The following is a 25,406-nucleotide window of genomic DNA, read 5'->3' on the forward strand; positions in this document are numbered from 1 at the left end:
GAAGTAAGCGTCCACGCTTACATTCCATACATTTTTACTGGAGCGTGGACGCTCCTACTAAGCCCAACACTCAAGCGTAGACGCTTGACCGTGCGCAGCATCAATTCCGGCTCAACCACAAAATTGCAGCCTCATTACCTTGTGCTTTAATTTCTGTATTAGCAGTGCCTTTTACCGTGTCAGCACCGGGTAAAAGTTCACCGGTTCTTGGGTCAATCCATTGTGCTTTATAAGTGGTACCAGCCGATAAATCAAGACGGATAGCATTACCACCATTACTGTAAACGATATACCCTTTTGATGAGGCCAATCCCCATTGATCTTTAGGCGAACCGGGCAGATCTGCAGGTTTCATGCTGCTTGCATCGGCCAGGAAAGCTTTATTGGTATTGGCGGGCAGCACAGGTAATGAGCCACCAGCTATGAATACTGCCCAACCGAAATGGTCATAATCATCGGCAGAAAACAAGACCGCTTTATCAGGGTATTTGGTGCGATACTCATGAACTGCGCGGTAAACCTGCTCAAATGATGTTGCCTTTGGTTTCAAAATTCGGGCCTGCTGACGTGGCGCAAGGCTTTGACCACCTTCTGGCTGATAGGCCGTTCCGTTGGCCTGGTAATACCAGTACCGAATATCAATAACATTAATAACCGCAGCTGTCGCCGGGTTGGCAAGAATGGCATCCTGAACATCTTTGGTAGCGCTCAGGCCTATGATCTGTTTCTTTTTATGCGTGGTCTCCCATTGTTTAATAGTTTCTACCCAAAACTTCATAAAATGCAGCGGCCCAGTAAACTCTGCCCCTATTTGTTGGATCACCCCGGTATTACCGGCGAAGTTGTCCATGCATTTGTTGATGTAAGCGATATGAAGCTTACGACGGGAAAGGTCATTTTCATCATAAAACTGCTCGGCCATAAACTGGCGCTTGTCACCGGCATAAGGTACGGGTTCGGGAAAACCACTGCCATTGATGTTATTGGCAGTACGCCATGGAAAATCAGTATAGTGCGCTCCTGCCTCAATAATATTGTGCTGAAAATAGTTTTGATGAACCAGTACCAAACCTTTTTCATCGGCCAAATCGGCGAATTGTTTTAGGCGGCTCCAGTACCAGGTATTGTATTTAGTAAGATCGTATTTGCTTAAGCCATCGTAAGCCAGTTCTTTACCACTGCGGGCAAAAGGCAACTCATAAAACGGTGCCCAAACATCACCATCCATCCGGCGAATGCGCTCATGATCATCACGACGGCGATCATACCATAAACCGTAGTTATGTTCAAAAACCACGATATTATCTTTCTTCATCCAATCGGTTACCGCGTTAAGATCGTCAGTTAAACCGGTTCCGGTTTGTCCGGGTACCCAACGGGAGATAGCTGGCTTGGCCTCTTTTTCCGTATAATCCGGATGAACTGTGCCATTCCACCATGGTGTTTCAAAATGTTTCCCGGTTAGCACAACATTACCACGGGTTAACCAACCGTTGGTAACAGCCATTTTAGGGGCTAAACTCTCCGGCGCTACAGGCTTATATCCTATTTCATCAATAGTTTTTGCACCCGTTGATTCTGTGCTGATCGAATTTCTTTTTGGCGATTGATCTATCCAGGTGCTGATAGTTACCGCGGGTTTACGTGCAGCGGCCATTAACTCTGCCGCCTGCTCAACGGTTGGGCTGCTTGATGGCTCGGTGGCCGGGTAAAGGATATCGGCCTGCTTAGTTACATCTTTATTTAATCGGTTAGCCAGTTGCGTATAGTAAAAACTTCTTGGGCTTATGGTGCTGTTTGGTGTGCTCCAATAGCCATCGCCTGCAAATTGCGCCCATGTACCAAAAGCCCAGTTTTGAGCAGTTGGGGGTTGGTAGCAATCAACACGGGCTGCGGTACAATTCCAGAACAGGCTGTTGGCAGCGCTCCATCCGGCACCTTGTCCGTCCTGTCCGCGGTTCATATAGCTTAGTGGCTGCCCATCAATATTGGCAATATCAAACAAAACGCCCGAAGCCCAGCTATCAATACCTCCGCTGAAACCCAACGAACCTACCGACATACACTGCACAAAAGCATTTGGCCCCGGCGCGCAATAGCCGGTAGCAAAATCATGAAAGCCCTGTTCAGAATATAAGCGCTGAAACAGGTTTTGCCCGCCCATGGTCAGGAAGGTGTTTCGTCGTTGCCCTCCTATTTCTGAAACTGGCGCAAGCGATTTACAGTCCTCCACCGTAACGCGGTTACCGGTAGTGCCAACAAATACCGCCGAGCCTGCAAAATGTTCGAACGTTACCTGCCGCACCCAGGCATCACTTACGTTTTCCATAGTGATAGCCATCCAGCGGTGGGCTTCATCTTTTGCATTAGCAGCGTTATAAGCCGACTGTAGTTTTAAGTTTTCGATACCTACCTGCGCTATTCTGCCGGGCCATTGGTAGGCTGATATTAAGCCCCCTCCGTAACTGGTATCTAAAGCTGTTGTTAATGGCGCATCAAGGGTTATTTTATTACCATCTATTGATGTTACTTTACGGTCCCAGTAAATATCACGTTCGCCGGGTTTCCAGGCTAAGGCGGTTAAGTCGCCGCCAAAATGATCGGTTTTGATGGTACTGATCCAGACCTGTGTACTTGGGCGGTGAATTAAAACCGGATCGCCGGTTTTAAGATCCGCGCCATCCGCAATATGCACCGTATTGGCGTTTACCGGTACGTAAGCATCAGTAATTTTAATTTCTTTGGATGTTTTCCGGTCATTTTTACCGCTGACGTGGATAAAAGTTTCCCTATCCGTTCCGGCAGCGAATAGTACGGTACCGTTAGCTCCCATCCCACTTCCACGCAAAACAACGCCTGATGCATTTATTTTAAGGCTACCATTAACCTGGTAAGTGCCTTTGTTGAGCAGAACCGCCCCACGAAATCCGTCTTTATCGGCAGGTAAACCTGCAACATAATCTAACGCAGCCTGGATCCTCAGTGTAGCGTCACCTGCTTTTACAGGTACTACAACTTTTACAGGCACCAAAGGGATGGGCTTTTCAGAAGCCATGTACCCGCAATATGAGTAATCAGGAATACGGTCGCCGTTTGGTGCAACCGCGTAAGTTAGCTTACCGTTTTTATCGGCAGCAACGGGCGGCTGTGGTTTAGGGGCTTTTTTCTTATCCTGTGCAAATAAGGGGGAATGCATAAGCATCCCCCCAGTCATTAAACCAACCCAAATATAAATCCTTGTAAACCTCAATCCCCGCATTATAGCAGTTGTTTAAAATGTATTTTTTTTCATTGCCGTTGGTTTTAACCAACGGTTATATAAGCTAAAAAATCCAGGCTTCAGCCCAATTATGCATTGGCATTTGGGCTAAAGCCCTTTGTTTCCATTTATTATTCCGTTGGTTAAAACCAACGGCAATGATTTTTATAAACGGCGCAAATGACTTCAAGGCTTTCTAATCTCTTTACTTTAACGAAGCCAATTTCTTTTCGCCTTTAGCGGCTACTGTATTTAAATATACTTCGATATTGGTATAACCACCGCCATTTTTTGCAGGCAGGGCCGAGTCTTTACCATCTTTAGGGTTCAGGCCATGTGCTGTTTCCCAATCATCTGGCAAACCATCATGATCCGAATCTTTGTAAGGCGTTCCTTTATATTCAGGATAGCCGCCAACCTGCCATGGGGCAGTGATGATACCCAGTTTGTACGAGTCTTTAGGTAATTTACGCACTTTAAACTGGTAAGCAGTATCGGTTTCCATTTCCTTGTAAGTAATTTTACCGGTGCGTACCTGCTCGGTGATGCGCACATCAACGGGGTCGCGTTTGGGAAGGGTTGCTCCGGCGTTTGCCACAACAAATTTGAAAGCATCCTTTGCCGACATGATCGTCATTGAAGGCATCGGAAACGGATCATCCGATTTCATGTAATCTTTATATTCACCTGCATCAGGCAATTCTTTACCACCGGCACCTTCAACCTGGATACCACCGTTCCAGGCATCTTTAGTCACTTCAGGATAACCTTCCATAATATTGCCCGAAGCATAAACACGACCAAAGAATTTTTCTTTCAACTTGCTCCTGCCTGATTCTGGTTTCAGGATGCGGTGGCCTACCGGCTCATCTTTTGGTGTAACCGGACCCGGTTTAAAATAGTTATTGATAACGTTGTAGTTGGTAGTGTAATCGCCGCCATCCATTGAACGGTGGTGCCAGTTAAATACTACGTTGTTTACAAAGTTGTATACGCCATTCCAGCCTACAGATGGGTTACGACCAGTATTATCGGCCCAAAGGTTACGCATCAATGAGCTGTTTTCGCCACCGGTTGTTGAGCCAAAAGCATGGTTCCAGTAATCCAATGATTCTGAATAGATACAGTTTTGGATGGTGATATTCACGGTACCCAGTTTCTCTTCTTTTGAGCCATCACCAGGGTCAAACATGTGACGATACATTGAGAAGTTTTCGTCAAGGCCCCAGCTTGCAGATACGTGATCGGCAATGATATTACCAACCGGGTTGCCACCCAAAGCATCATCCCTGCGACCAACATTAGTTTCACCACGACGGAAACGCATATAGCGGATAACCACATCATGCGTATTTACCCAAAATGATTCGCCTGCAATACAAACACCGTCGCCCGGGGCAGTTTGCCCTTCAATAGTGATATATGGCGCCCTTACAATAATTGGCGTTTTGATGCGGATAATACCGGCAACGTTAAATACCACGATGCGGGCACCTCCTTTTTCGCAGGCTTCGCGCAGGGTACCAGGGCCATTATCTTCCAGACTGGTAACTACATATACCTTACCGCCGCGACCTCCAAAAGTGAATTTACCCCCACCTTCGGCACCCGGGAAAGCCGGGATCTTAGCCTGTGGCAAATCGGTTGGGCGCGCAGCCCATGGTACATATACCTTGCCTTTTCTTTGATCGGCTTTTATAATAGGTAGTGCAACCGCCCATGCTGAATCTGAACGACGGGTAGCCTCTTTCATCAAAGCTTCACTCTCTGCTTTAACCTTCTCCGGCACTTCAGGGTACTGGGCAAAAGCCGGTTTAGCTAAACCCAATGCCGCTGCTACTAAAAATAAAGCTGTGTGTTTTTTCATATTTGTATCGATAATATTCTTTTTGCTGAGTGATTAGCAGGCACCCATCGTTCTATTAATTTAATTATTGAAGCGGATCAAACGGCCCACCCCAGGTGTTATTTTGTTGTAAATTGATATTGTTTAACAATGCTGCCGAAGGGATCCCGAAAAAGTAATCACCTGCCTGAACCGCGATGTTGTATGAATCTAAAGCTTTGGTTTTAACCGTGAACGACGTGCTGTACAGGACATCTAAAGATGCAGCTGCCGAAGCATCACGTGTACCGGTTATGTAATCCTTAGCACTCGCGTTATTGTTCAACGTAACCGTCAAACCGGTTCTTTTGGTACCGTTCAAGGTGCTTTCAAGCAATTTACGGCGACGAAGGTCCCAGTAACGTTTACCTTCAAAAGCGAACTCGATCTTGCGCTCGTTCATGATAGCGGTGATCATCTGGTCAGGACTCATGCCCGCGTCTAAGCCATATTGACTATCGCCACCGGCTTCAATGCCTGCACGTTTTCTGATAGCTATAATATTGGTATAACCGGTAGTTACGTTACCCAACGCGGCAGCACATTCGGCCTGGTTTAGCAACACTTCGGCATAACGGATCTCCATCCAATCGGTACCCACATATTGCGCGTTAGATACGCTGATATTAGGATCGATAGCTTTACGTAAGTAAAAGCCTGAGCCTGTTGCCGATGTAGGTTCGGTAGTTTTAACACCCGAGCCATCCGCCTTATTGTAGTAAAAATAAGTCCACAGGCGATATGAGGTATTACCGTTTATAGGCCAGTTACAACCGTTGTAAGCAATGGTTTTGTTAAACCTTGGGTCGCGGTTATCAAAAAACTTTGAATCATCATAAGCATATTTGGTTGACGCGCCAGGGGCTTTACCATCAAGCATCGGGTACGATTTTACAATATCCCAGGTTGGCTGGTTTGAACCACCTTTGGTACCCAAATAAGCCGGACGGGTTGCATTGTCGTACGTATTGTTATTTTGGTTCTGATCGGTTGTTGATGTATTGTAACCTGTTACCAAAACCGCCTCCGGATTGCTGCTGCTTTCGGTAAACCACATGTTATCGTACGATGGGTTTAAGCCATAGTTATTGGCATTAAGTATTTGAATGGCCTTATCATTGGCGTCAGCAGCTGTTTGCCAGCGGGCTGCATCATTATTGGCATTAAACTGAGGACTTGCATAAGTTAACAATACCCTGCCTTTGAAAGCCGCGGCTGCAGCCGATGAGATTCTGCCATAGTCGCTTCCGCTCCATTTGGCGGGCAGGTATTTGATGCAGCTGTCCAGGTCGCTTACAATTTGTTTAAAGCATTCCGAAGTTTTGTTACGAGGTAGCAAAGCCGCGTTTTTAGCATCCTGTCCGATAGCATCCAACGGTTTTAATACCAGCGGAACACCACCGTATAACCTTACCAAATCAAAATACCTGAAAGCCCTCCAGAAATAAGCCTGCGCTTTATACCTGTTTTTGGTTGATGCCGGTAAAGTGCTGGCATCAAGATCCTGAAGGGTTTGGTTGATGTTACGGATGCGGCCGTAGTTATTGCTGATATTTACTGATGTACCGATATCGCCAACGGTTTCGGTAGTAACGGTACCTTTTACATATGCGTTATCGCTGTAAAATTCGTCGCATTTATCGCCGCCACCGCCAAGGGCGCCGCCGGTATCGCCAAACCAGCCGGGCTGATTAGCAGTGTAAAGGTAATTTATGTTTAGTATGGCTACTGTTGAGTCATTAAACACCTGACCGGGAGTACTATGGGTAAGATCCTCCTTATCAAGCACCTTTTTACAGTTTGTAAACAGGGCTGATACGATCAAAGCTGCAAATATGGTTTTAAATAATTTCATGTCTTTCAAAGTTTAGAAGCCTAAGTTTAAACCAAAAGATACTGTACGTAAGTTAGGATATGCCCCAAATGGTGATGAAATATCACGGTAATGATCAGGGAAAGGGTTTACAAAGTTGATAGGGTTTGTTGCTACCACGTATGCCCTTATGCTTGACATGCCAAGCCTTTTGGTTAAACCGGCAGGCAGGGTATAGCTTAAGTTAGCGCTGGAAATATTCCAGGTGAACGGACTAACAAACCAGAAATCACTTGTAGCACTCACATCATCTGAATAGTATGGATCCGGATATCTTGCGTTTGTGTTAGTCGGGGTCCAGTGATCGGCCCAGAATACCGGTCTGTTTTGGTTAGCCGTACCCTGTTTAATGGCCGCGCTCTCAATTGATTGCGTACCGCCCCAGCTCATTCCCATTACCACATTAAGGCTTAGTGTTTTATATGAACCACCTAAGTTTAACCCAAGATTATAGTGGTTGTTGGCTTTATGACCTAAATAAAACTGATCGTTAATATCATTCTGCTTGATGATACCATCGCCGTTTTTATCAACGTAATTGATCATACCAGGAGCCGGAGTGTAACCGAAGATCTTAACGTTTTGCGCGCCACCGGCAGCGGCAGCCCTTTCAGCAATGATCGCGTCGGCATCGGCTTGTGTACGGATGATACCTAAGGATTTGTAACCCAGTGTTCCGGGGTCGCCAGATTTGCCTGTCAAATCCTGGATGGTTCCAACCTGCGCCGCAGCGATATCATATTTGATGTATTTATTATCGCTCCATGAAAAGAACGGGCTGAAGTTGTAGCTAAAGTTTGATCCTATTTTATCTTTCCAGCTTACCGAGATCTCATAACCAAAAGTATTGATGATACCGTAGTTTTCGGCAGATGGCGCGGCACCAATAGTTACCGGAACCGAAGTATTCAATGAAGCTAACATATCATAACGGTGCTCCCAGAAATAATCGGCCGAAACTGATAAACGGTTATTCAGGAAAGCAGCGTCCAAACCGTAGTTTGTTTTCAAGTCGTGGTCCCAGGTTAGGTTAACGTTAGGGATAGCGATGTTTAACAACGCGCCCAGTCCCCTATCGCCATTACCACCGAAAACCGCGCCACCCTTGTTACCTGTACCAAACTGGTAGTTAACCGCGTACAGGAATGAAGGCGTATTATCAGACCCTAACAAACCTACCGAACCTCTGAATTTCAACAGGTCAACAAAGCTTACCGATTTAAAGAAGTTCTCTTTTGAGATTACCCAACCTGCCGATGCCGAAGGGAAATAACCCCACTGGTGGCCCGGTGCAAAGTTGGTATTGGCATCCGCCCTCATGGCCAGTTCAACCAGGTATTTATCTGCGTAAGCATAGTTTATCCTGCCTGCAACCGCTTTACGGCCATACTCTTTTACCAATGTAGCCTGGTTTGACGATTGATCGCCGATGGTGAAGGTCTGATTGTCTTTTCCGCCTACAATTACACCGTCGGCCTCAGCTGCAACACCTTCGCTGTATGATTCATACTGCTCATACAACGCAAGGGCGGTAATTTCATGCGCGCCAAAGCGTTTGTGGTATGTCAGGTTAGCATTGAACTGATAATTATCAGCCAATGATGGTGTAAGACGAACCTTGTCACCATTTTTGATGGCTTTTACGCCTACCACAGTTCCTCCCGGAATATGGTTATTATCGCCTTCGCCAGAGTATTGGTTGTAATAAAATGTTGAACCATATTGCTTGTTAAAAGCGTTATTGATGTTACGGTTATAGCTTACATTGGCGGTTAACCCGTTAATGCCCGGAATTTCGTAACTCAAATTGGCTAAACCATTAAATACAGTATTATTGTTACCTGTGTAGTTGTTTGAATTTTGAACAGCAAAGAAGTTAAGGTTATCGTTATTGCTGGTTCCTAAGTATACAGGATGCCCGTCGATAAAATATTTTTGCCATGGTGGTGCCTGGTTAAGCGACAGAAAGTCGTTATCAGGGCTTTCGCTGGTGCTTGCCAGTTTGTACCAGTATATTTTACTTTTGGCAAGATCCTCGCTTAATGATAACGATAGTTTTAAACCTTTGGCCACTTTAGCGTCAACACTTGCCCTAAACCCGAAACGGTTGGTATTTACACCTTTAAAATTTGAGTTTTGGTTTACGTAGTTAGCACCGGCAAAATAAGTAACCTTATCATTACCGCCGGTTATGCTAAGTGCGTTCCTGGTGGTAACGGCCGGTTTAAATGCCTGCTCCAGGAAATTTTGGTTATTGTTTTTGAAGTACTCCAGCTCATCAGGCGTATAATATTTTAAGTCTTTATTGCTTAAATCGCCATTGATGTAACCTTCAGGAGTAATGGTGTGGTTATATCGTGTTTGCTCAATATCATTCAGATAAGTAGCCATTTGAACGCCCGACATCATTTTAGGTAACTGAATAGCGTCTGCAACACCTACCGATGAACTGAAGCTCACTTTAGGCGCACCTGCCTGACCACGTTTTGTAGTTACCACGATAACACCATTCGCGCCCAAAATACCGTAGATAGCTGCAGCTGCATCCTTCAATATCGAAATGTTTTCAACCTCACTCTGATCAAGCAGGTTAAAATCGCTTTCTGTACGTTGCACTCCGTCAATAATATATAAGGGAGTTGTGCTACCACCATTCTTGGCCAGGAAAACCGGGTTACGGATAGTGATGGTACCGCTTTGGCCTGGCCTGGCTATACCACCGGTAACGCTAACCGCCGCATTGGTTCCACGTAATGCTGCCGCAAGGTTGGTAGTAGGAATATCCTGAATGGTCTTCATATCAACCGCGGCAACCGCGCCTGTTAAGTGAACCTTTTTCTGGGTACCGTAACCAACTACAACCACCTCTTCGAGGGCGTTTTGTGATGGCAACATTTTAAAGTCGGCATTCATTTCGCCAATCTTCAACGTTTTTTCCTGGTAGTTGTAGCCCAGAAATTTAACCCCAACAACAATGGCCTGCAGGTTGGTAGCCTTAAGTGAATACTTACCATCGGCATTGGTTAATGTACCTGTGTTGCTGCCTTTTACCTGTACGGCAACCCCTGGCAGCGGAGCACCTTTCTCGTCCGTAACGGTACCCGTTATGTTACGATCCTGGGCTTTTAGCGCGCTGCCTAAGCACAGCAACACCGAAAGTAAGAGGAAAAGTTTTCTCATAAACTTGATAATTTAATTTTCATGATCAGGTTAATTAATTGGTATAATTGGTTGGCCCGGCTAAAGCTTATATCATGATACCGGGGATATTTAGGTTAGTTCAAAAATTACTGCTTTGCAGCCTGTCGCTCCTTGATGCGCTTTTGCCATTCTTCCCCCTCCTTCTTCATATCGTAGCCCTGTGCAGACAGGTAGTTATTAATGCGGCCTTTAAACTTGCCAAACCAGGCATGTTTTTTCTCTGATGATTCGGCGTCGATAGCGTTTTCCCTTGCTTCCAGCAGCCAGCCTTTTATCTTACTTTTTTGCTCTTCAGTAAGGTTCGGGATTTCGTCCTGGTAAGCCGTATAAGTGATTGGATAAATGCGGTAGGTCATGCCGTCTTTTATTTTATCAACCTCATCGGCACTTAACTCTTTATTTAACTTCTTGATGTATGCGGTATGTAACACTTTAACCTGCTTTACCACATCGGTATCTATAAGGGCTATTTTGGCATTAGCACCGTTTTTGTCATCGGGCATCTGCGCTTTAATATCGTTTACCTTGGTTTTGCGAGCTTCGTAAACTGTGTTCAAATCGTTGTATTGTGCAACCACAATATCACGCACTTTCTTAAATTTTACAGAATCGGTAATGCCTGCTCCGGTGACAATTTTGTTTGAGCGCTCGGTTATTACTTTAATGTAGTTGTTATCGGCAGGTGACTGCGCAAAAGCGGCGTTGCATGCAGCTGATAATAACAATATGGCTATGTATTTAAAGTGCTTCATGGTTGTTTTAATTGGTTAAATTATTATACAGCTTATTATAAAAGCCTCTCAAAATTTTATAGAATACTGCCGTTTTTCAATGCAATTAATTGTTTATATCACAATTAATTAAATATTAAAATCTTGTCAGTTCTAAAAGCCTGATAAAAAGTATAATTAATTTTATTGGTTTATATTTCCTGGTATCCTGCAGCCTGATTTACAAGTTGCTTTAACAAATATCACGTGTTAGGCTTTGCGTTTCCTATTTGTATTTATCTATTTATTATACAATCTTACCATAAGCCATTTTTCCTGTAAAGCTAAATTTTTGTCAAAAGAAAATTACATTGTCACAAATAGGGTTTAATTAAAAATTGCTACTTTTAAAAATATAAACCGAAGCGGCGCATACCTAATCGCCTGCCGATCTGCTAACCTTTATTGATTTTTACAAAATGAAGCCCCATTTTCTCAAGGTTGCGGTAAAACCGCAAAATTCATTCAGTATCAGGCATGATATTTTGCCCACCTTCAGGGGTATCTGGCATTATCATCCTGAGCTTGAATTACACTACGTAATAAAGGGCGAAGGGGTTAGGTTTATCGGTGATAATATCAGCAATTTTTCGCCGGGCGAAATTACTTTGCTTGGCGAAGCTTTGCCACACTGCTGGCGCTGCAAGGATGAATATTTTTTGCCCGATTCCGGATTGAATGTCGAAGTGATCGTGATTCATTTTTTGCCCGACTGCCTTGGCCGTTACTTGTTAAATTTACCCGAAGCATACATGCTGCCCAAGCTTTTTGAAAAAGCCAAAAGCGGTATGGTAATTAAGGGCGAAGCAAAAACCGAACTGGCCAAACTGATGCGCCAGGCTGTTGAAGCAACCAACCTCGACAGGATCATTATCCTGTTATCGATACTGAAAGTACTGGCGGAAAATGAAGAATTTGAACCGATAACACTATCACACAGCGACTTCCACCAATCAAACGAATCGGATACCATCCGTCTCAATAAAGTATGTTCTTATACCCTGGCCAACTATAAGCAGGAGATCAGCCTGGAAAAAATAGCAGCTATCGGCAATCTTAGTGTTACCTCATTTTGCCGCTATTTTAAGCTGATGACCAAGAAAACTTATTTTGATTTTTTAACTGAGATCAGGATCAGTCATGCCTGCCGCTTTTTGATTGAGGACAAGCTGCCTACCGAAGTTTTGTGCTTTGAATGCGGTTACAACAATATCTCCAACTTTTACCGTCACTTTAAAAGGGTTACCGGGATGACACCGCTTGAATATAAACGCCGTTACATCAAAGGGCAAAAGCAGGCAGTTTCAGCTTGATTTTTGTTAAGTTTTAAGTCCTTAGCCGGAAGTTCTAAGAGGTTGTTTTAAAATGTAGAGACGCATCACATGCGTCTCCCACATGCAAATCCTTGTTTTAATGAATTTACAAAGCGGCTTGTCCTATGGGAGACGCATGTGATGCGTCTCTACGTAAAAACTTCTCAACAAATTTAAATAAGAACTTTCGACTCCAGACTTAGTACTTCCCAATACCTATCTCGCTTCGCAACATTGTATAATTGCTATGCAGATCTTCGATCTTATTGCGGATAGCGGGTGAAAAATAACCAACATCTCTACGGGTGGTAGTTGATATTTTCAAGCCCCGTTTGGTAAGATAATATTTTGCAATAACCGGGTATACATTGTGCATTACATCCATGTTTTCGGTTAAAAACTCCTGCACCATAGCAACCTCATGCTCATGCGATTCATCTACATAATGATCACATAACCAAACAATAAGCTCCGGAAAAAAATTCCCCTGGATACATGACAATCCCGCCGAACCCGCTTTCAACGATTCAACCGCGTGGACCATGTAAGCATCATACAAACCAAAGGCCGGGTTAATTTTACTTGCCTCCAGTTTCTGTTTTACCATATCCAGGTTCAGGCAGGTATCTTTATGATATATTATCCTGCGGGTAGCTGCAAAATGATGAAGCTGCTCTGCCGATAATAACCTTTTGTAAGGCACCGGGCATTCATAGAAACCTAAAGGAATATTTTTGGTTTGATCAAACAGATCAAATACGCGGTCATTAAATACTGCGTCTGGTTCATTGGCATCAGCCAATAAACTTGAGATGGCAATTACCGCCGAAGTACCTGTATCATAAACTCTTTTTACAAAATCAGCTTGCTTTTCAACCGGGCCGCCAAAGGTTCCAGTGGCAACTACGGGCACAGCGCCGTCAACAGTTTCAACCACGTGCCTGATAATGGCCAGCCGCTCCTCACCACTCAGTTCAAACATTTCGCTTGAGAGACAATTGGCAAACACACCGGCGGCGCCGGCGCGTAAATACATTTCGGTAAGGCGGGTCAGGGCTACATAATCAACCGCGCCGTTATCTTTAAAAGGCGTTAACATTACCGGGATAAAACCCTTTTTTGATTGTTCCATTTGATGATGATTAAACTGTTAACTGCCTGGTTTTGGTTAAAAATATTCCTGTTAAAAATATAGCGAGGGTACCTGCAACAATGATCATATTGGTATTGAGCGTGCTGCGAAGAGCGGCATATTGTTCCGGAATGAGCGATGGAAAAGTAAGCCAAAGGATCACTAAAACGCCAATAATACTGGCGATAATGGCTTCATGGTTGCGGGTTTGCCTGCTGATAATGCCCAGCAAAAACAAGCCCAGCATACCCGCGGCAAAAATGCCCGAAAGCTGCCACCACAAATCAAGGATACTCTTTACCCCTATCATGGCTATCCCAGCCGCCATACCCGCGAACCCGAAAAGTACGGTGCCAATATGCAGGGCATTCAAAGTATTTTTGTCGTTGAGTTGTGGCTTAAAATACCTTTTATAGATATCGATGGTAAAAACAGTAGCTGAGGCGTTCATGCCCGAACTGATGGTACTCATAGCGGCCGATAAAATAGCTGCTACAATAACGCCAACCAGCCCTGCCGGGATTTTGGTAACCATAAAATGCGGCATGATCTTATCACCATAATCGGCAGGGGTAAGTTTGCTTATAAATGCCGAAACCTCATTTGCCGAAGCCGTAGCAGGCAGACGCTCAATGGCTACCTGGTGTTTAAGGCTCAGGATCAGATCGGGATGCTGACTGTAGTAAGCATATAAGCATGAGCCTATTACAAAAAACAGAAAAGATGCAGGTACATAAATACCAACGCAAAGCCAAACCGATTTGGCCGCCTGTTTCGTAGATGTTGCCGCATGATAACGCTGAATATAATTTTGATCCATCCCAAAATTGTTGAGATTGATAAAAAAACCATAGAACAGGATCACCCAAAAAGTTGGTTCAGTAAGGTTGAGCGAAAAACTGCCCAGGCTAAACTTATGATCAGCTTTGCCAATTTCTACAATTTTATCAAAGCCGCCGGGGATACTGTTTATCACCAGGTAAATGATCAGCAAAGCTCCTAAAGTTTTAATGATAGCCTGTACCACCTCCGTCCAGATCACAGCCTTGATCCCTCCGGATACGGTATACAATATGATGGAGATGCCCATAACGATCATGATGGTTTTCATAGAGAGCCCGGTAAGCGCCTGCAAACTCAATGCAATGCCGAAGAATACCGAACCCATACGGGCTATCTGCGTAAGCAAAAAACATATTACCGCGTAAACCCTTGCCCAGGGACCAAAGCGTTTTTCGAAATGGGTGTATGCCGAAATATTACCGGTATTACGGTAAAATGGTATAAAATACTTAACCGCTATCCATGCCGCGAATGGCATGGATAAACTAAATACAAAAGCGTTCCAGTTACCTCCGTAAGCCTTGCCCGGTACGCCTAAAAAGGTGTTACTGCTTAAAAAAGTGGCATAAATTGATAAACCGATAGCCCAGCCCGGTATTAACCCAGAGGCGACGGTGAACTGCTCGGCATTTTTATTTTTACGTGAAAAATAAAAACCAACCAGTACCATAGCTATAAGGTAAATACCTATAATCGCGAAATCTAACACGGGCAACACTTTCATGCGTTAATCGGGTAGTACGGTAAAAATTAGTATTGTGGTTTAAAATTGTATAACAAATTTAACAACCCACAGTTAAGCTTTACTGTAATATTTTCTCCTGCTATTGTAGGATATTATCACCAACGAAATAAATAAAGTCCCCTCGGCTGACTGGAGGTTTTAAAAATTCCCCTCTTGAGAGGGGGCGCGTAGGAACGTGTGATAGCAGGGGTGTGTTTCTGCTATATACTTATCAAAGCAGAAACACACCCCTCCACCCCTCTCAAGAGGGGAATCGCACAATCCGGCGCTTTTTTCGTTAACGGCAATGAACCCCCTTTCGCTTTTAACAACTGCTTAACGCTTGCCCTGAATAACTAACCGGGCCGGTTGTAATCCATCTGCCGTAGCGACTATAGTAATTTCGCCCGCAACTGATTTAGATTGAATAATTGCCAGCCCCAAGCCATTAAACAAATGGTGCTGATCAGACACAAACGGATCCAGATCTGTTTGTGAACCATTATCCAAACCCTTCAAAATCCCTTGCCCCGTTACTTTAAACTTTACCAGTTGATTAGCATCGGGCACGGGCACATTGTTTTTATCCAAAACAGACACGGTAATATATGACAGATCTTTGCCATCGGCATTAATCTTATCCCGATCTGCTTTTAACTGTATTTTATAAGGCTCGCCTGCTGTAACCACCTGCGTGGTCATGACTACTTTACCGTTACGACGGGACACCGCTTTTAACACTCCCGGTTCATATTTAACACTCCACATGACATGCAGGTCATCGCCGTTCTTTTTCTTAACCGCTATCGATTTACCGTTTAAAAAAGCTTCCACTTCATCGGCATTATTGTAATAGGCCCAAACATCAATTATCTGTCCAGGCTTCCAGTTCCAGTGCGGTAACAGGTGTAAAACAGGCTTGGTTGTCCACTCGCTTTGGTACATGTAATAAACATCTTTGGGGAAGCCGGCAAGATCAACAATGCCAAAATATGAACTGCGGGCAGGCCACAGGTATGGGGTTGGTTCGCCGATATAATCGAAGCCTGTCCACACAAAAAGGCCTGAAAGGAAATCATGTTTTTTGATGATCTTCCAGGTTTCCTCGTGCGTTGAACCCCAATAGGCCGAAACATTATCGTAAGATGATACCGTAAAATCGGCATTACCATCTTTTAAAGGAGTTTTACCATCTTTTGGCCAGCGCCTGACACTATCCGAGGGCATATCATAATGTCCCCTTGTTGCCAGGGCCGACATATTTTCGGTGCCGATAAACTTCTGACCGGGATAGTTTTTTTGAAAATCGGCATATACTTCCTGGTGGTAATTTAAGCCAACCAGATCAAGCGCGCCCGACTGATAAATAAAATTCTTTTTAGGGTCGGCATCACTCAAGGCCGATGTAACCGGCCTGGTATTATCCAACTGCTTTACAATTTTAACCAGCTCGCGGCCTATGCTCACGCCGGTACTATCAAACTGCTCCCTGATCTCGTTTCCAATACTCCAGGCAAAAACGGACGGGTGGTTACGGTCGCGTAAAACCTGGTCTTGCAAGTCTTTCACATGCCATTCATCCCAATCTTCGTGATAGTCGTGTTTGCTCTTTTTCTTCTTCCACATATCAAAGGCTTCATCCATCACCAGCAAACCCATTTTATCGCACAGATCAAGTAACTCCGGGGCTGGCGGATTGTGTGAGGTACGGATGGCGTTGCAACCCATTTCTTTTAAGATCTGCAATTGCCGCTCTATAGCACGTGTATTAACAGCCGTGCCCAAAGCCCCCTGATCATGATGCAGACAAACACCAAGAATCTTCATTGGCTCACCATTTAGACTGAAACCTTTATCCGCGTCGAAATTAAAATACCTGATGCCTGTAGTTGTAACATAATCATCAACCACTTTGCCCCCCGCCATCAACTGCAGCTTTACTTTATACAGGTAAGGATGCTTTACCGACCATAGTTGAGGATTGCTTAGCCGGATACTTTGCTGAATTACAGTGTCGGTTATCGGAGTTATGACAGATCCAACAACCTTACGCTTATCATCCAAAACAACGGCTTTAAGCTTATACTTTGAGTTGATGGAACCCGGCAAAACTGTACTAATAGTGATCTCTGCCTTTTGATGATCAACCTGCGGTGTAGTGATAAATGATGACCATTGCGGCAGATGAATTTTATTGACGGTCGTCAGCCAAACATTACGGTAAATACCAGAACCGGTATACCAGCGCGAATTAGGCTGATCGCTGTTATCCACCCTCACAGCTACAACATTTTGTTGTGTGCCGAATTGGAGGTAAGGCGTTAAATTATACATGAACGAGATATAGCCGTTAGGCCGTTTGCCTAAATAATGGCCATTGATCCAAACCTCGCTGTTATGAAAAACACCGTCAAAATCAATCAAAATAATTTTAGCTTTTGATGATGCGGGGATAGAAAAACTTTTACGGTACCAGCCAATGCCGGCTGGCAATCCACCTTCGGCCTGTGTGGAGGGGTTTTTACTGTCGAATTTCCCTTCGATGCCCCAATCATGCGGAAGGTCGAGTTTCCGCCAATGACTATCATCATATTTTATCGCGTTAGCTGTTGGATCATCGCCTAAAAAAAACTTCCACCCGGCATTAAAGCTCGTTGTTTGGCGTACGTTTTGGGCAGATACAAAACCGGCCGTGAAAAGCACCAAACACAGCGTATATAGATAACGTAGCCTCATTTATTTGGATTTGCTTTTCTTAACAGGCGGCGCTACAAAGTTGAGCCCGCTTTTACCCTGATCTTTTGATACAGCTACGGCTATACCACGCTGATCGGCTTTGTTTACGGCGCAATAAAAATGATAAACCATGCCCTTATACTTCACCACGCACGATTTATGGGCGAACATATTATCGTAAGGCTCGGACGATTGAATGAGCTTCTCCCCTGTCCAGTCTGTCCAGTGCACCAGGTCGTACGAGCAGGCAAAGCGGTTAAACACGCCAGAGTCACCGGTTTTCCAAAAAGCTCCGAAATAGAACATTACATACACATTTCCTATTTGCTGGATATATGGATCACCCGTGATACCGTCGCCATGATTCAATACAGGGTCTTTGCCAAAACGTTTCCAGTGCAGCATATCGTCTGATACGGCCATGCCAATCCGCTCGGCACCACGTTTTTTATTTACGCTGTCGCCATTGGCATTGTAATACATAATGAAAGGGTGACCTGTCAGCTTCTTTTTATCCCAGATCACGGTTTGTTTGTATTGCGTATGGTTATCCCACCAACTTACATCTTTATCAATACTCGATAATACCGGATGATCTAAACCTTGCCACTCATGTACCGTACCCGGATCTTTATCGGTAGAAGCTACGCTTATAGATAGCAGACCTTTTTCATACCCCCTGCTTTGTCCGCCGAAGTACGACAACCAGTACTTACCATTGTATTGCTGCAATTTATATGAGCCGCCCCATTTATAATCCTGCAAACCTACGTAACCCGCCTTTTGGTTATTATCCCATTTAGTGGTATCGTCCGAAAACGACAGGATCCGGCCACAGGTTTTCCAGTGCAGCAGGTCCTTACTATCAGCCAGCCAGGTTTCATAACCCCTGCCATTGAAAATGATATAACTCATATACCAGCTATCGCCCTGGCGAAAAACCGTGGGGCAATCGGCCTTTTGGCTATTATCTTCAGGTGCTATCACCAGGCCATATTTGTAAGGTGTTTTTACCTGTTCATAAATATCCTTCATCACCTTTTCGGGTACATCCTGGGCGTGTGCCTTCAGCATTAAAAAAACGCAAATGAGGAATGCAGATGATTTGAAAATGTGTTTCATGGTCTGTTTAAATATTATTTGGCGATGAATGTATAGTTGCCTGAACCTGCCTTGATCTCAGCTTTCCCATCGTGATAACCTATAAATTTAATATCATGGCGAGTTTTAATATTTTGTCCGTCTACCATAATAGTTGCGTTATTTTTTACGGGCAAAAAGATGCTTGCAGTTGTATTTGCAGGGATGCTCACCTCCAATTTAAACTGGCCCTGCCCCTTCGCCCAACTGCTTGAAATATCGCCATAGGGCGATTGATAATTGGCCTTAGCCCAGGTTACATTGCCCACCGTTTCGGGCCTGATCTCGATTTTATTAAACGCGATGGCATCATCTGCAGGACGGATTCCTGCCAGGCCGCTGTAAAACCATTCCATCAGGTGCCCCAACATAAAGTGGTTATTAGATACTGAAGGCAGCGCCGCCCATGATTCTGTCAAAGCGGTAGCCCCATGAGCCAGTTGATAACCATAACCGGGTACATCGGCACGGCTGTTCATATCATATATTACATCCGAAAGCCCCTCGTCATCCAACACACGCAACAGGTAACGATAACCAATATCACCTGCCGTTAAGGCATTGCCACGCCCACGGATATCTTTTACGATATTGTTCACCACTGCTTTTTTATACTGTTGCTCAACCAAACCGGCATAAACAGACATAGCATTAGCCGCCTGACTGCCGGTGCCGTACTGCTTGGTACCGGCATTAAAAAATGTTTTATTATAGGCTTGCTTTACTTCAGCAGCCAACTTTTTGTATGATAGGGCATCATCGTTTTTGCCAAGCAGGGTAGCTATTTTGGCGGCTATATCCAGATCGTAATAATAAAGCGAGGTTGCGGTAATGCCCTCAGGTGTTAATTGCGAAACACCGGGAGGGTTTGGGCCCAGATCATACCAATCGCCAAGGCCTTGGTACAATAAATGATTTTTTGATTTTTTATCGAGATAGGCCAGGTACCGTTTAATCATATCATAATTTTGCGTAAGCACTTCCTTATCGCCATACCATTGGTACACATACCATGGCAGGATTACCGCATTACTCCCCCACTCGGGCGAATCACGGAAAGGTTCGTCAAACTTTACATATTCGGGCGAGATCTCGGGAATCAACCCATCCTCGGTTTGGGAGATGCGCATATCGTTGATACACTTACGCGCTAACCCAACTATATCGTAATTGTAATGCAGGGAACTGCCAACCAGATGCGCTTCTTCCAGCCAGCCCAATTTTTCGCGGTGAGGACAATCGGTAAATACACTGGCCATATTGCTTTTCATGGCCCAGTCAATCAGTTTAAAAGTTTTGTTAAACAGCTCGTTTGAGCAGGCGAAACTCCCTACTGTTGCCGCGGAGTTACGGGTATGCAGTCCTTTAATCTCAATAATCACAGGTAGCTTCGAGGTATTGCGCTCATTTACAGGAACCGCGCCCTGCACCTGCAAATACCTGAAACCATAATAAGTAAACAGTGGATGCCAGGTTTCAACGCCGTTACCCTTCAATACGTAGCTATAATAATGCGGACTGCCGGATGCTTTCTGATTGGCGCTACCATCCTCGTTAACCAATTCGGCGGGGATAATGCGTACAGTATCGCCTTTTTTGCCCTGAACGCTGATTTGTGGGATGCCTGAAAAGTTTTGACCAAGATCATAGATCCATGCGCCATTAGCGAGCTGCTTTTTACTTTGCGGTTTCAACTCCTGCATAATTTTCAAAGGCTCGGCCGTTTGCGCATTTAACTCAGGTATGCCATCTACCTTAACCACACTGCGCCATTTGGAATCATCAAAGTTGTTGGTGTCCCATTCCGGTTGTTCAAGATTGGCGTTATAATCCTCGCCACCGTAAATACTGCTAAAAGTAACCGGCGAAGGGGCTGTTTTCCATGAGCCATCGCTCACTACATTATCTATCCGGCCATTGTCATATTCTAACATCAAACGGCAAATCATTTTGGGATATCCAAAAGCACCGGTGAGCTTTCGGTAACGCCTGTCGCGCGGGATATAGTAAAACCCGTTGCCCAGCGCTACGCCAATGGTATTTTTACCAGAAACAAGCTGATCAGTGATATCAAAAGGCACATACAAGGCCTGTTTATCATACTTTGTCCAACCTGGATCAAGGAAATGATCTCCTACTTTTTTACCATTCAGACTCAGCTCAAAATGCCCCAATCCGCATAAATAAAGCGTGGCTTTTTTTAGCTTGCCATCAACATTAAAGCCCCTACGCATTAAAGGCAAAACATCATTGGCGGCACCCAACTTTTTAGGCCCTTTACCATGAAAAAAAGGTACTATTGCCGATGAATCGGGCAATTTATCATAAACAATCCACTCGGCATTATGCCAGTCGGCTTTTGTGAGCAGGCCCATTTGCCAGTTGGCTATGTTGCTCCACGCCGATGCTTTGCCGTGATTATCCCAAACCATTACCTTCCAGTAATAAGTTTTTGCGGCCTGCATAGGCTTGCCATTATAGGAAACCTGTAACGATGCGCTGGATGGAACCTTACCCGAATCCCATATATCGGCATTGTTGTTTGCCAGTTTAGCAGCTTCATCGGCAATCAAAACACGGTAAGCGGTTTGCATTGTATTGCGCGCATCGCTTTGTATTTGCCAGCTTAACTTTGGCTTAAGCGATTCAATACCCAGCGGATCGGTTTTGTACTCGCATTGCAGGTTTAACACTTTCAGACTTTGAGCAAAAGCGCCGAAGGGCAGTAGCAAAAACAACAGGCAGATACTTTTTTTCATGTTAATATTTTATTGCATTTCAATACCCGAAACAGCCAAACCATCGGCCTTAATACCTGTGATTATCAGTTTATAATTACCCGCGTTGATACTTGTGCCTGTATTGGTTGCAACCGTGCCCGATTTATTTTTGGCAACCGGTTTAAAACTCAGTTCTTCCTCCTTCATCACCGTACCATCGGCGGCCAGTAATTGCATTTTTGCCGTAAAAGTTTGATTACTCAGGTTATAATATTTTATGCGTAAGGCATATACATCTGCAACTCCCGGTGTTAACGCGAATGCCACACTGCCGCCTGCCACACTGCTAAATTTAATTACTTTCTTTCCGTTCAGGGTGTCGGCTTTTAAGCCCTCGCCTTTTATTTCAGCCGTCTCCGCCTTATAGCTTACGGTTTTACGAAGATCAGTAGCCGGTTGCAACGAAGTAACAGGCAGTACCACTACGGTGTACATGAACCTGCCTTTATTTTCGCCCAAGGTTACTACATCAGCCTTTTTAAAACGCTTCCTGTAAACAGACAGTTGACGCCGCCCATCGGCATCATTTTTTACAAATAAACCGGTATTTTCATAACCGGCAACCCAATCTGTCTTGTCCGATGCTGACTTGTCCATGGCAACATATACGTCAGCATCAGCATTTAAAGTAAACGAGCCTGTTTGCCCTTGAATCGAATTTGCTGTACTTATCCAATCGGCACCGTAAAATATGGGGGGCAGATCATTAAAAGTTACCCCGACATCGGTATATTGCTTTTGGCCGATATCCATCCAGCTTTTTATTACCCATTTGTTATTGCCCTGTAATTGGCTAATTATTCCTTTGCCCGACTGATTTGGCTTGGCTGCTTTATTTAAAGTACCTATAGCAATGCCTGATATGATAGCTTCACCGGCCGCAGCGTTTGGAAAAGATATGGTTAGCATCCCGCCGGTAACATGAGCAGTAATATTTTTCTTAAGCGCCTTAGTATAGCCTGCTTCTTTCCAGATATCCAGATTGCGGATCATGGTTTTACCATTTACTGCCACATCAAACAAACGCCAGCCTGAGCAGTCTATCCCGCCGCCCGTGCCGTACCAGGGTTCAGCAAAATATAGTTCGATGCGATAATCGCCATCCGGCACCGGGAAGTTGAACTTCAACTTATCCAAACCATACCTGAAAGTCCGGAACAAAGCCTCATCGGTGGTATTGCTGATTCTGTCAAAAGTGCGCTGCTGACTGGCAAAAAATGCAGGCATACCGGGGTAATCATCCGTCCATGATTTGGAACCGGGTTGTTGTTTATTATCCTGATGTTTGTCGGCCATCCAGGTATTACCGTAGGTGTCGGTATAATCCGGTTCGCCGCAATTGAGGCGGTACAAATAGTTGTAACCTGCTTCCGGTTTCAGAATGACGGGATTCCCTTTAAGCAGATGCGGTGCCGATGGCAGGTGGTTCAGCATCACCTCATCATGAGCTACCTGCTTACCATTAACATATCCCACAGCATACAGCACATTGTATTTAATATCCACCCCATCCCACTGAAAATGTGTGCCGACGCCCTGTCGTTTTCTTCGGCCTAAAGATTCATGATTGACATCATTAAAAAGCTCAACCTCATCGCAGTTGGAATAAACGATTATGCTATCCTTTTTGCCCGGAGCCAACCAGCGGTTTGGCCAGGTATGCGATGCAATATAAACCATCGGCTCCTTATTCTTTGGGGCATAATTGGCCCGGTACATGTAAAAAGCATCGGTTGGCTGGCCCCATGGCGTAAACAGGCCTTTATAATTAACAGGGCCAACCCTGTCCAATTCACGCTGACCTTCGCCGCCCTGCGTTCTTCCAGGATTTTCATGTGAGTATAACAGCCATTGGAAATGTCCCGCTACCTGATCTTTTACAGACTCGGCCAGGCGGACTTTAGTTTCCATCAGCTGGGTCATGCGGTCTTCACTTAGCGGGCCGTTTGCATCAAACGGCCCCTCGGTATGCAAACCAAGGCTTCGCCAGGCGCCATACTCGCCTACTAAGATTTGTTTTTTCAGATCTTCACCATAAGTAAGCGGATTACCGCCATAAGTGCCCGTCCAGTTTTGGGGCACATCCCAATCGGTACCCTCGCCGCCGTTACAGGTTGTTATTTTGCGTTGCGATGAAGCCGTAGGATCAAACTTGCGGATAATGTCGCTGCATTCCCGGGCAAAATCGGCAGGTAATTTACTTTCGTTTTGTAAGCCCCACAATATTACCGATGGATTGTTACGACGCTCTTTTATCCAATCAACCAATAAAGCTTTATAATTGGCCCTGAACTCAGGCGAATCATACCAGATATGCGCCGAATACTGCGGCCACCACAAAATGCCCAACTTATCCCAATATTGCTGATAGGCGAGATTATGAGGCTGATGCGCATCCCGGAAAGCATTAAAACCGGCGGCTTTTACCTGCATTACCCGGGCTTTGATCTCCTGCGCTTCAAAAGCCTGGCTTTTACCCATCAGGTGTTCATACTCGGCAATGCCATTGATAAACACAGGTTTCCCGTTAAGATAAAAACGATTATCGTTATTATTCCTGCCAATGGGCCAGCTGATCCACCGGATACCATAAGGTGTTTGCGTTCTGTCAATCAATTTTCCATCAGCCCAAACCTCTGTTGTTACATGATACAGGTAAGGTTTCTCCAGCGACCATAGCTGCACGTTTTTAACATCGGCAAATTGTTGACTTACTGTATTAACTTCACCGGCTTTTAATGTTTTGTTTGTTTTTGCTTGCGCGATAGTTTTGCCACCGGCATCAACCAGACTGTTTATTACGGTTATTGCAGATGGCTTGCCGTTGTAGTTTTTAACTTCAGTTTCGAGGTTGAGTGTAGCTGATTTTTCGCGAACAGTGGTATCATTCCAGATATGTACGCCAAAAGGTTCAATCCTGATAGCGTTAGTGACCATCAAATGCACCGGCCTGAAAATCCCCATCGGCTGCGAACCCTCTGAAAAACCCGGATCATCCGAGCAGGCCCCGCAAACCCAGGGCAAATCTTTAATAAACGAAGGATGATCGGCCCTAACGCATAGCAGGTTTTGTTTGCCTGCTTTGATAGCATCTGTTACATCAATAGTAAAAGACGTACGTCCGCCGGCGTGGTATCCAACCTGCTTTCCGTTGAGCCAAATAGTAGCATAAGAACCTACCCCCTCAAACCACAGGAAATACCGCTTATCATTTTGTTTACTTTCAAGCGGGAATATTTTGCGGTACCAGGCAGTGCCGTGCCTGTTGCCATGCTTCAGCCGGCGATAGCCTCCGTAAGTGTCCCAGTTATGAGGTACGTTTACCGTTTGCCATTGGGTATCGTTAAAACCAGTTTGTTCAAAACCGGCATTAGCTTTTGGATTGGTATCATCGGCGATGCTTTTCCAATTGGTATTTAATAAAACATCTTTAGGCTGTGCAAAAAGGTAACTATTGGAAAAAAGGAGTAGAAGCAGCAGCGAGGCGATCAATTTTAAAAAAGGAAAACACAGCCCTCCCTCTTTCCCAAGAGTAATAGCCCATGAATTGACAATTCCCTCCCCTGGGAGGGGCGCGTTAGGATTGCGTGTTGGCAGGGAGGGGTTTATGCGCCTTTCTGACGACAATACATCTCGCCGAACCCCCTCCCTACACCCTCCCAGGGGAGGGAATCGCACAACCCAACGCGCTTTAAACTCCTCTATAGCCTTATGGGCTACTACTCTCTCAAAAGGGCAATCACACAGCGC

12 protein-coding genes are annotated in these 25,406 nt (G+C 44.8%); 1 reads left to right on the forward strand and 11 read right to left on the reverse strand.

What is annotated here, in order from left to right; genetic code table 11:
- Nucleotides 1-100 precede the first annotated feature (100 nt).
- The 5 genes from EAH55_RS19905 to EAH55_RS19925 form a co-directional block, all read right to left on the reverse strand.
- Nucleotides 101-3,196 carry a DUF6298 domain-containing protein gene (locus EAH55_RS19905; RefSeq protein WP_244228266.1) on the reverse strand — a complete coding sequence of 1,032 codons (3,096 nt, stop codon included), beginning with the start codon at nt 3,194-3,196 and terminating at the stop codon, nt 101-103.
- Nucleotides 3,197-3,464: 268 nt separating this feature from the next.
- Entirely contained in the window at nt 3,465-5,126 is a 1,662-nt protein-coding gene (locus tag EAH55_RS19910) for a pectate lyase family protein (protein ID WP_121811199.1), read from the reverse strand.
- A gap of 64 nt (nt 5,127-5,190) precedes the next feature.
- Nucleotides 5,191-6,999: a RagB/SusD family nutrient uptake outer membrane protein gene (locus EAH55_RS19915; protein ID WP_121811200.1), complete on the reverse strand. Its 1,809-nt coding sequence runs from the start codon at nt 6,997-6,999 to the stop codon at nt 5,191-5,193.
- A gap of 12 nt (nt 7,000-7,011) precedes the next feature.
- Entirely contained in the window at nt 7,012-10,197 is a 3,186-nt protein-coding gene (locus EAH55_RS19920) for a SusC/RagA family TonB-linked outer membrane protein (RefSeq protein WP_121811201.1), read from the reverse strand.
- 107 nt (nt 10,198-10,304) lie between these two features.
- Entirely contained in the window at nt 10,305-10,970 is a 666-nt protein-coding gene (locus EAH55_RS19925; protein ID WP_121811202.1) for a DUF3826 domain-containing protein, read from the reverse strand.
- Nucleotides 10,971-11,407: 437 nt separating this feature from the next.
- On the opposite strand from EAH55_RS19925, the gene EAH55_RS19930 reads away from it, so the two are divergent.
- Nucleotides 11,408-12,301 carry an AraC family transcriptional regulator gene (locus EAH55_RS19930; RefSeq protein WP_112569292.1) on the forward strand — a complete coding sequence of 298 codons (894 nt, stop codon included), beginning with the start codon at nt 11,408-11,410 and terminating at the stop codon, nt 12,299-12,301.
- Between the two features lie 199 nt (nt 12,302-12,500).
- Here the strand turns inward: EAH55_RS19930 and EAH55_RS19935 are convergent, their stop codons facing one another.
- The 6 genes from EAH55_RS19935 to EAH55_RS19960 form a co-directional block, all read right to left on the reverse strand.
- Nucleotides 12,501-13,433: a dihydrodipicolinate synthase family protein gene (locus EAH55_RS19935; protein WP_121811203.1), complete on the reverse strand. Its 933-nt coding sequence runs from the start codon at nt 13,431-13,433 to the stop codon at nt 12,501-12,503.
- A 10-nt stretch (nt 13,434-13,443) separates the two neighbouring features.
- The gene (locus EAH55_RS19940; protein WP_112569288.1) at nt 13,444-15,000 is read right to left on the reverse strand and encodes a sodium:solute symporter; all 1,557 of its coding nucleotides are present in this window, start codon (nt 14,998-15,000) and stop codon (nt 13,444-13,446) included.
- A 336-nt stretch (nt 15,001-15,336) separates the two neighbouring features.
- Entirely contained in the window at nt 15,337-17,736 is a 2,400-nt protein-coding gene (galB, locus tag EAH55_RS19945) for a beta-galactosidase GalB (protein ID WP_121811204.1), read from the reverse strand.
- Nucleotides 17,737-18,858 (reverse strand): glycosylase, encoded by a 1,122-nt coding sequence (locus EAH55_RS19950; RefSeq protein ID WP_121811205.1) that lies wholly within the window; start codon nt 18,856-18,858, stop codon nt 17,737-17,739.
- A gap of 14 nt (nt 18,859-18,872) precedes the next feature.
- Nucleotides 18,873-21,635 (reverse strand): family 78 glycoside hydrolase catalytic domain, encoded by a 2,763-nt coding sequence (locus EAH55_RS19955; protein ID WP_121811206.1) that lies wholly within the window; start codon nt 21,633-21,635, stop codon nt 18,873-18,875.
- A 9-nt stretch (nt 21,636-21,644) separates the two neighbouring features.
- Nucleotides 21,645-25,148 carry a malectin domain-containing carbohydrate-binding protein gene (locus EAH55_RS19960; RefSeq protein ID WP_244228268.1) on the reverse strand — a complete coding sequence of 1,168 codons (3,504 nt, stop codon included), beginning with the start codon at nt 25,146-25,148 and terminating at the stop codon, nt 21,645-21,647.
- Nucleotides 25,149-25,406 lie beyond the last annotated feature (258 nt).

Origin of the sequence: Mucilaginibacter kameinonensis, from assembly GCF_003675385.1 — a bacterium.
In the GTDB taxonomy this organism is placed as follows: Bacteria; Bacteroidota; Bacteroidia; order Sphingobacteriales; family Sphingobacteriaceae; genus Mucilaginibacter; species Mucilaginibacter kameinonensis.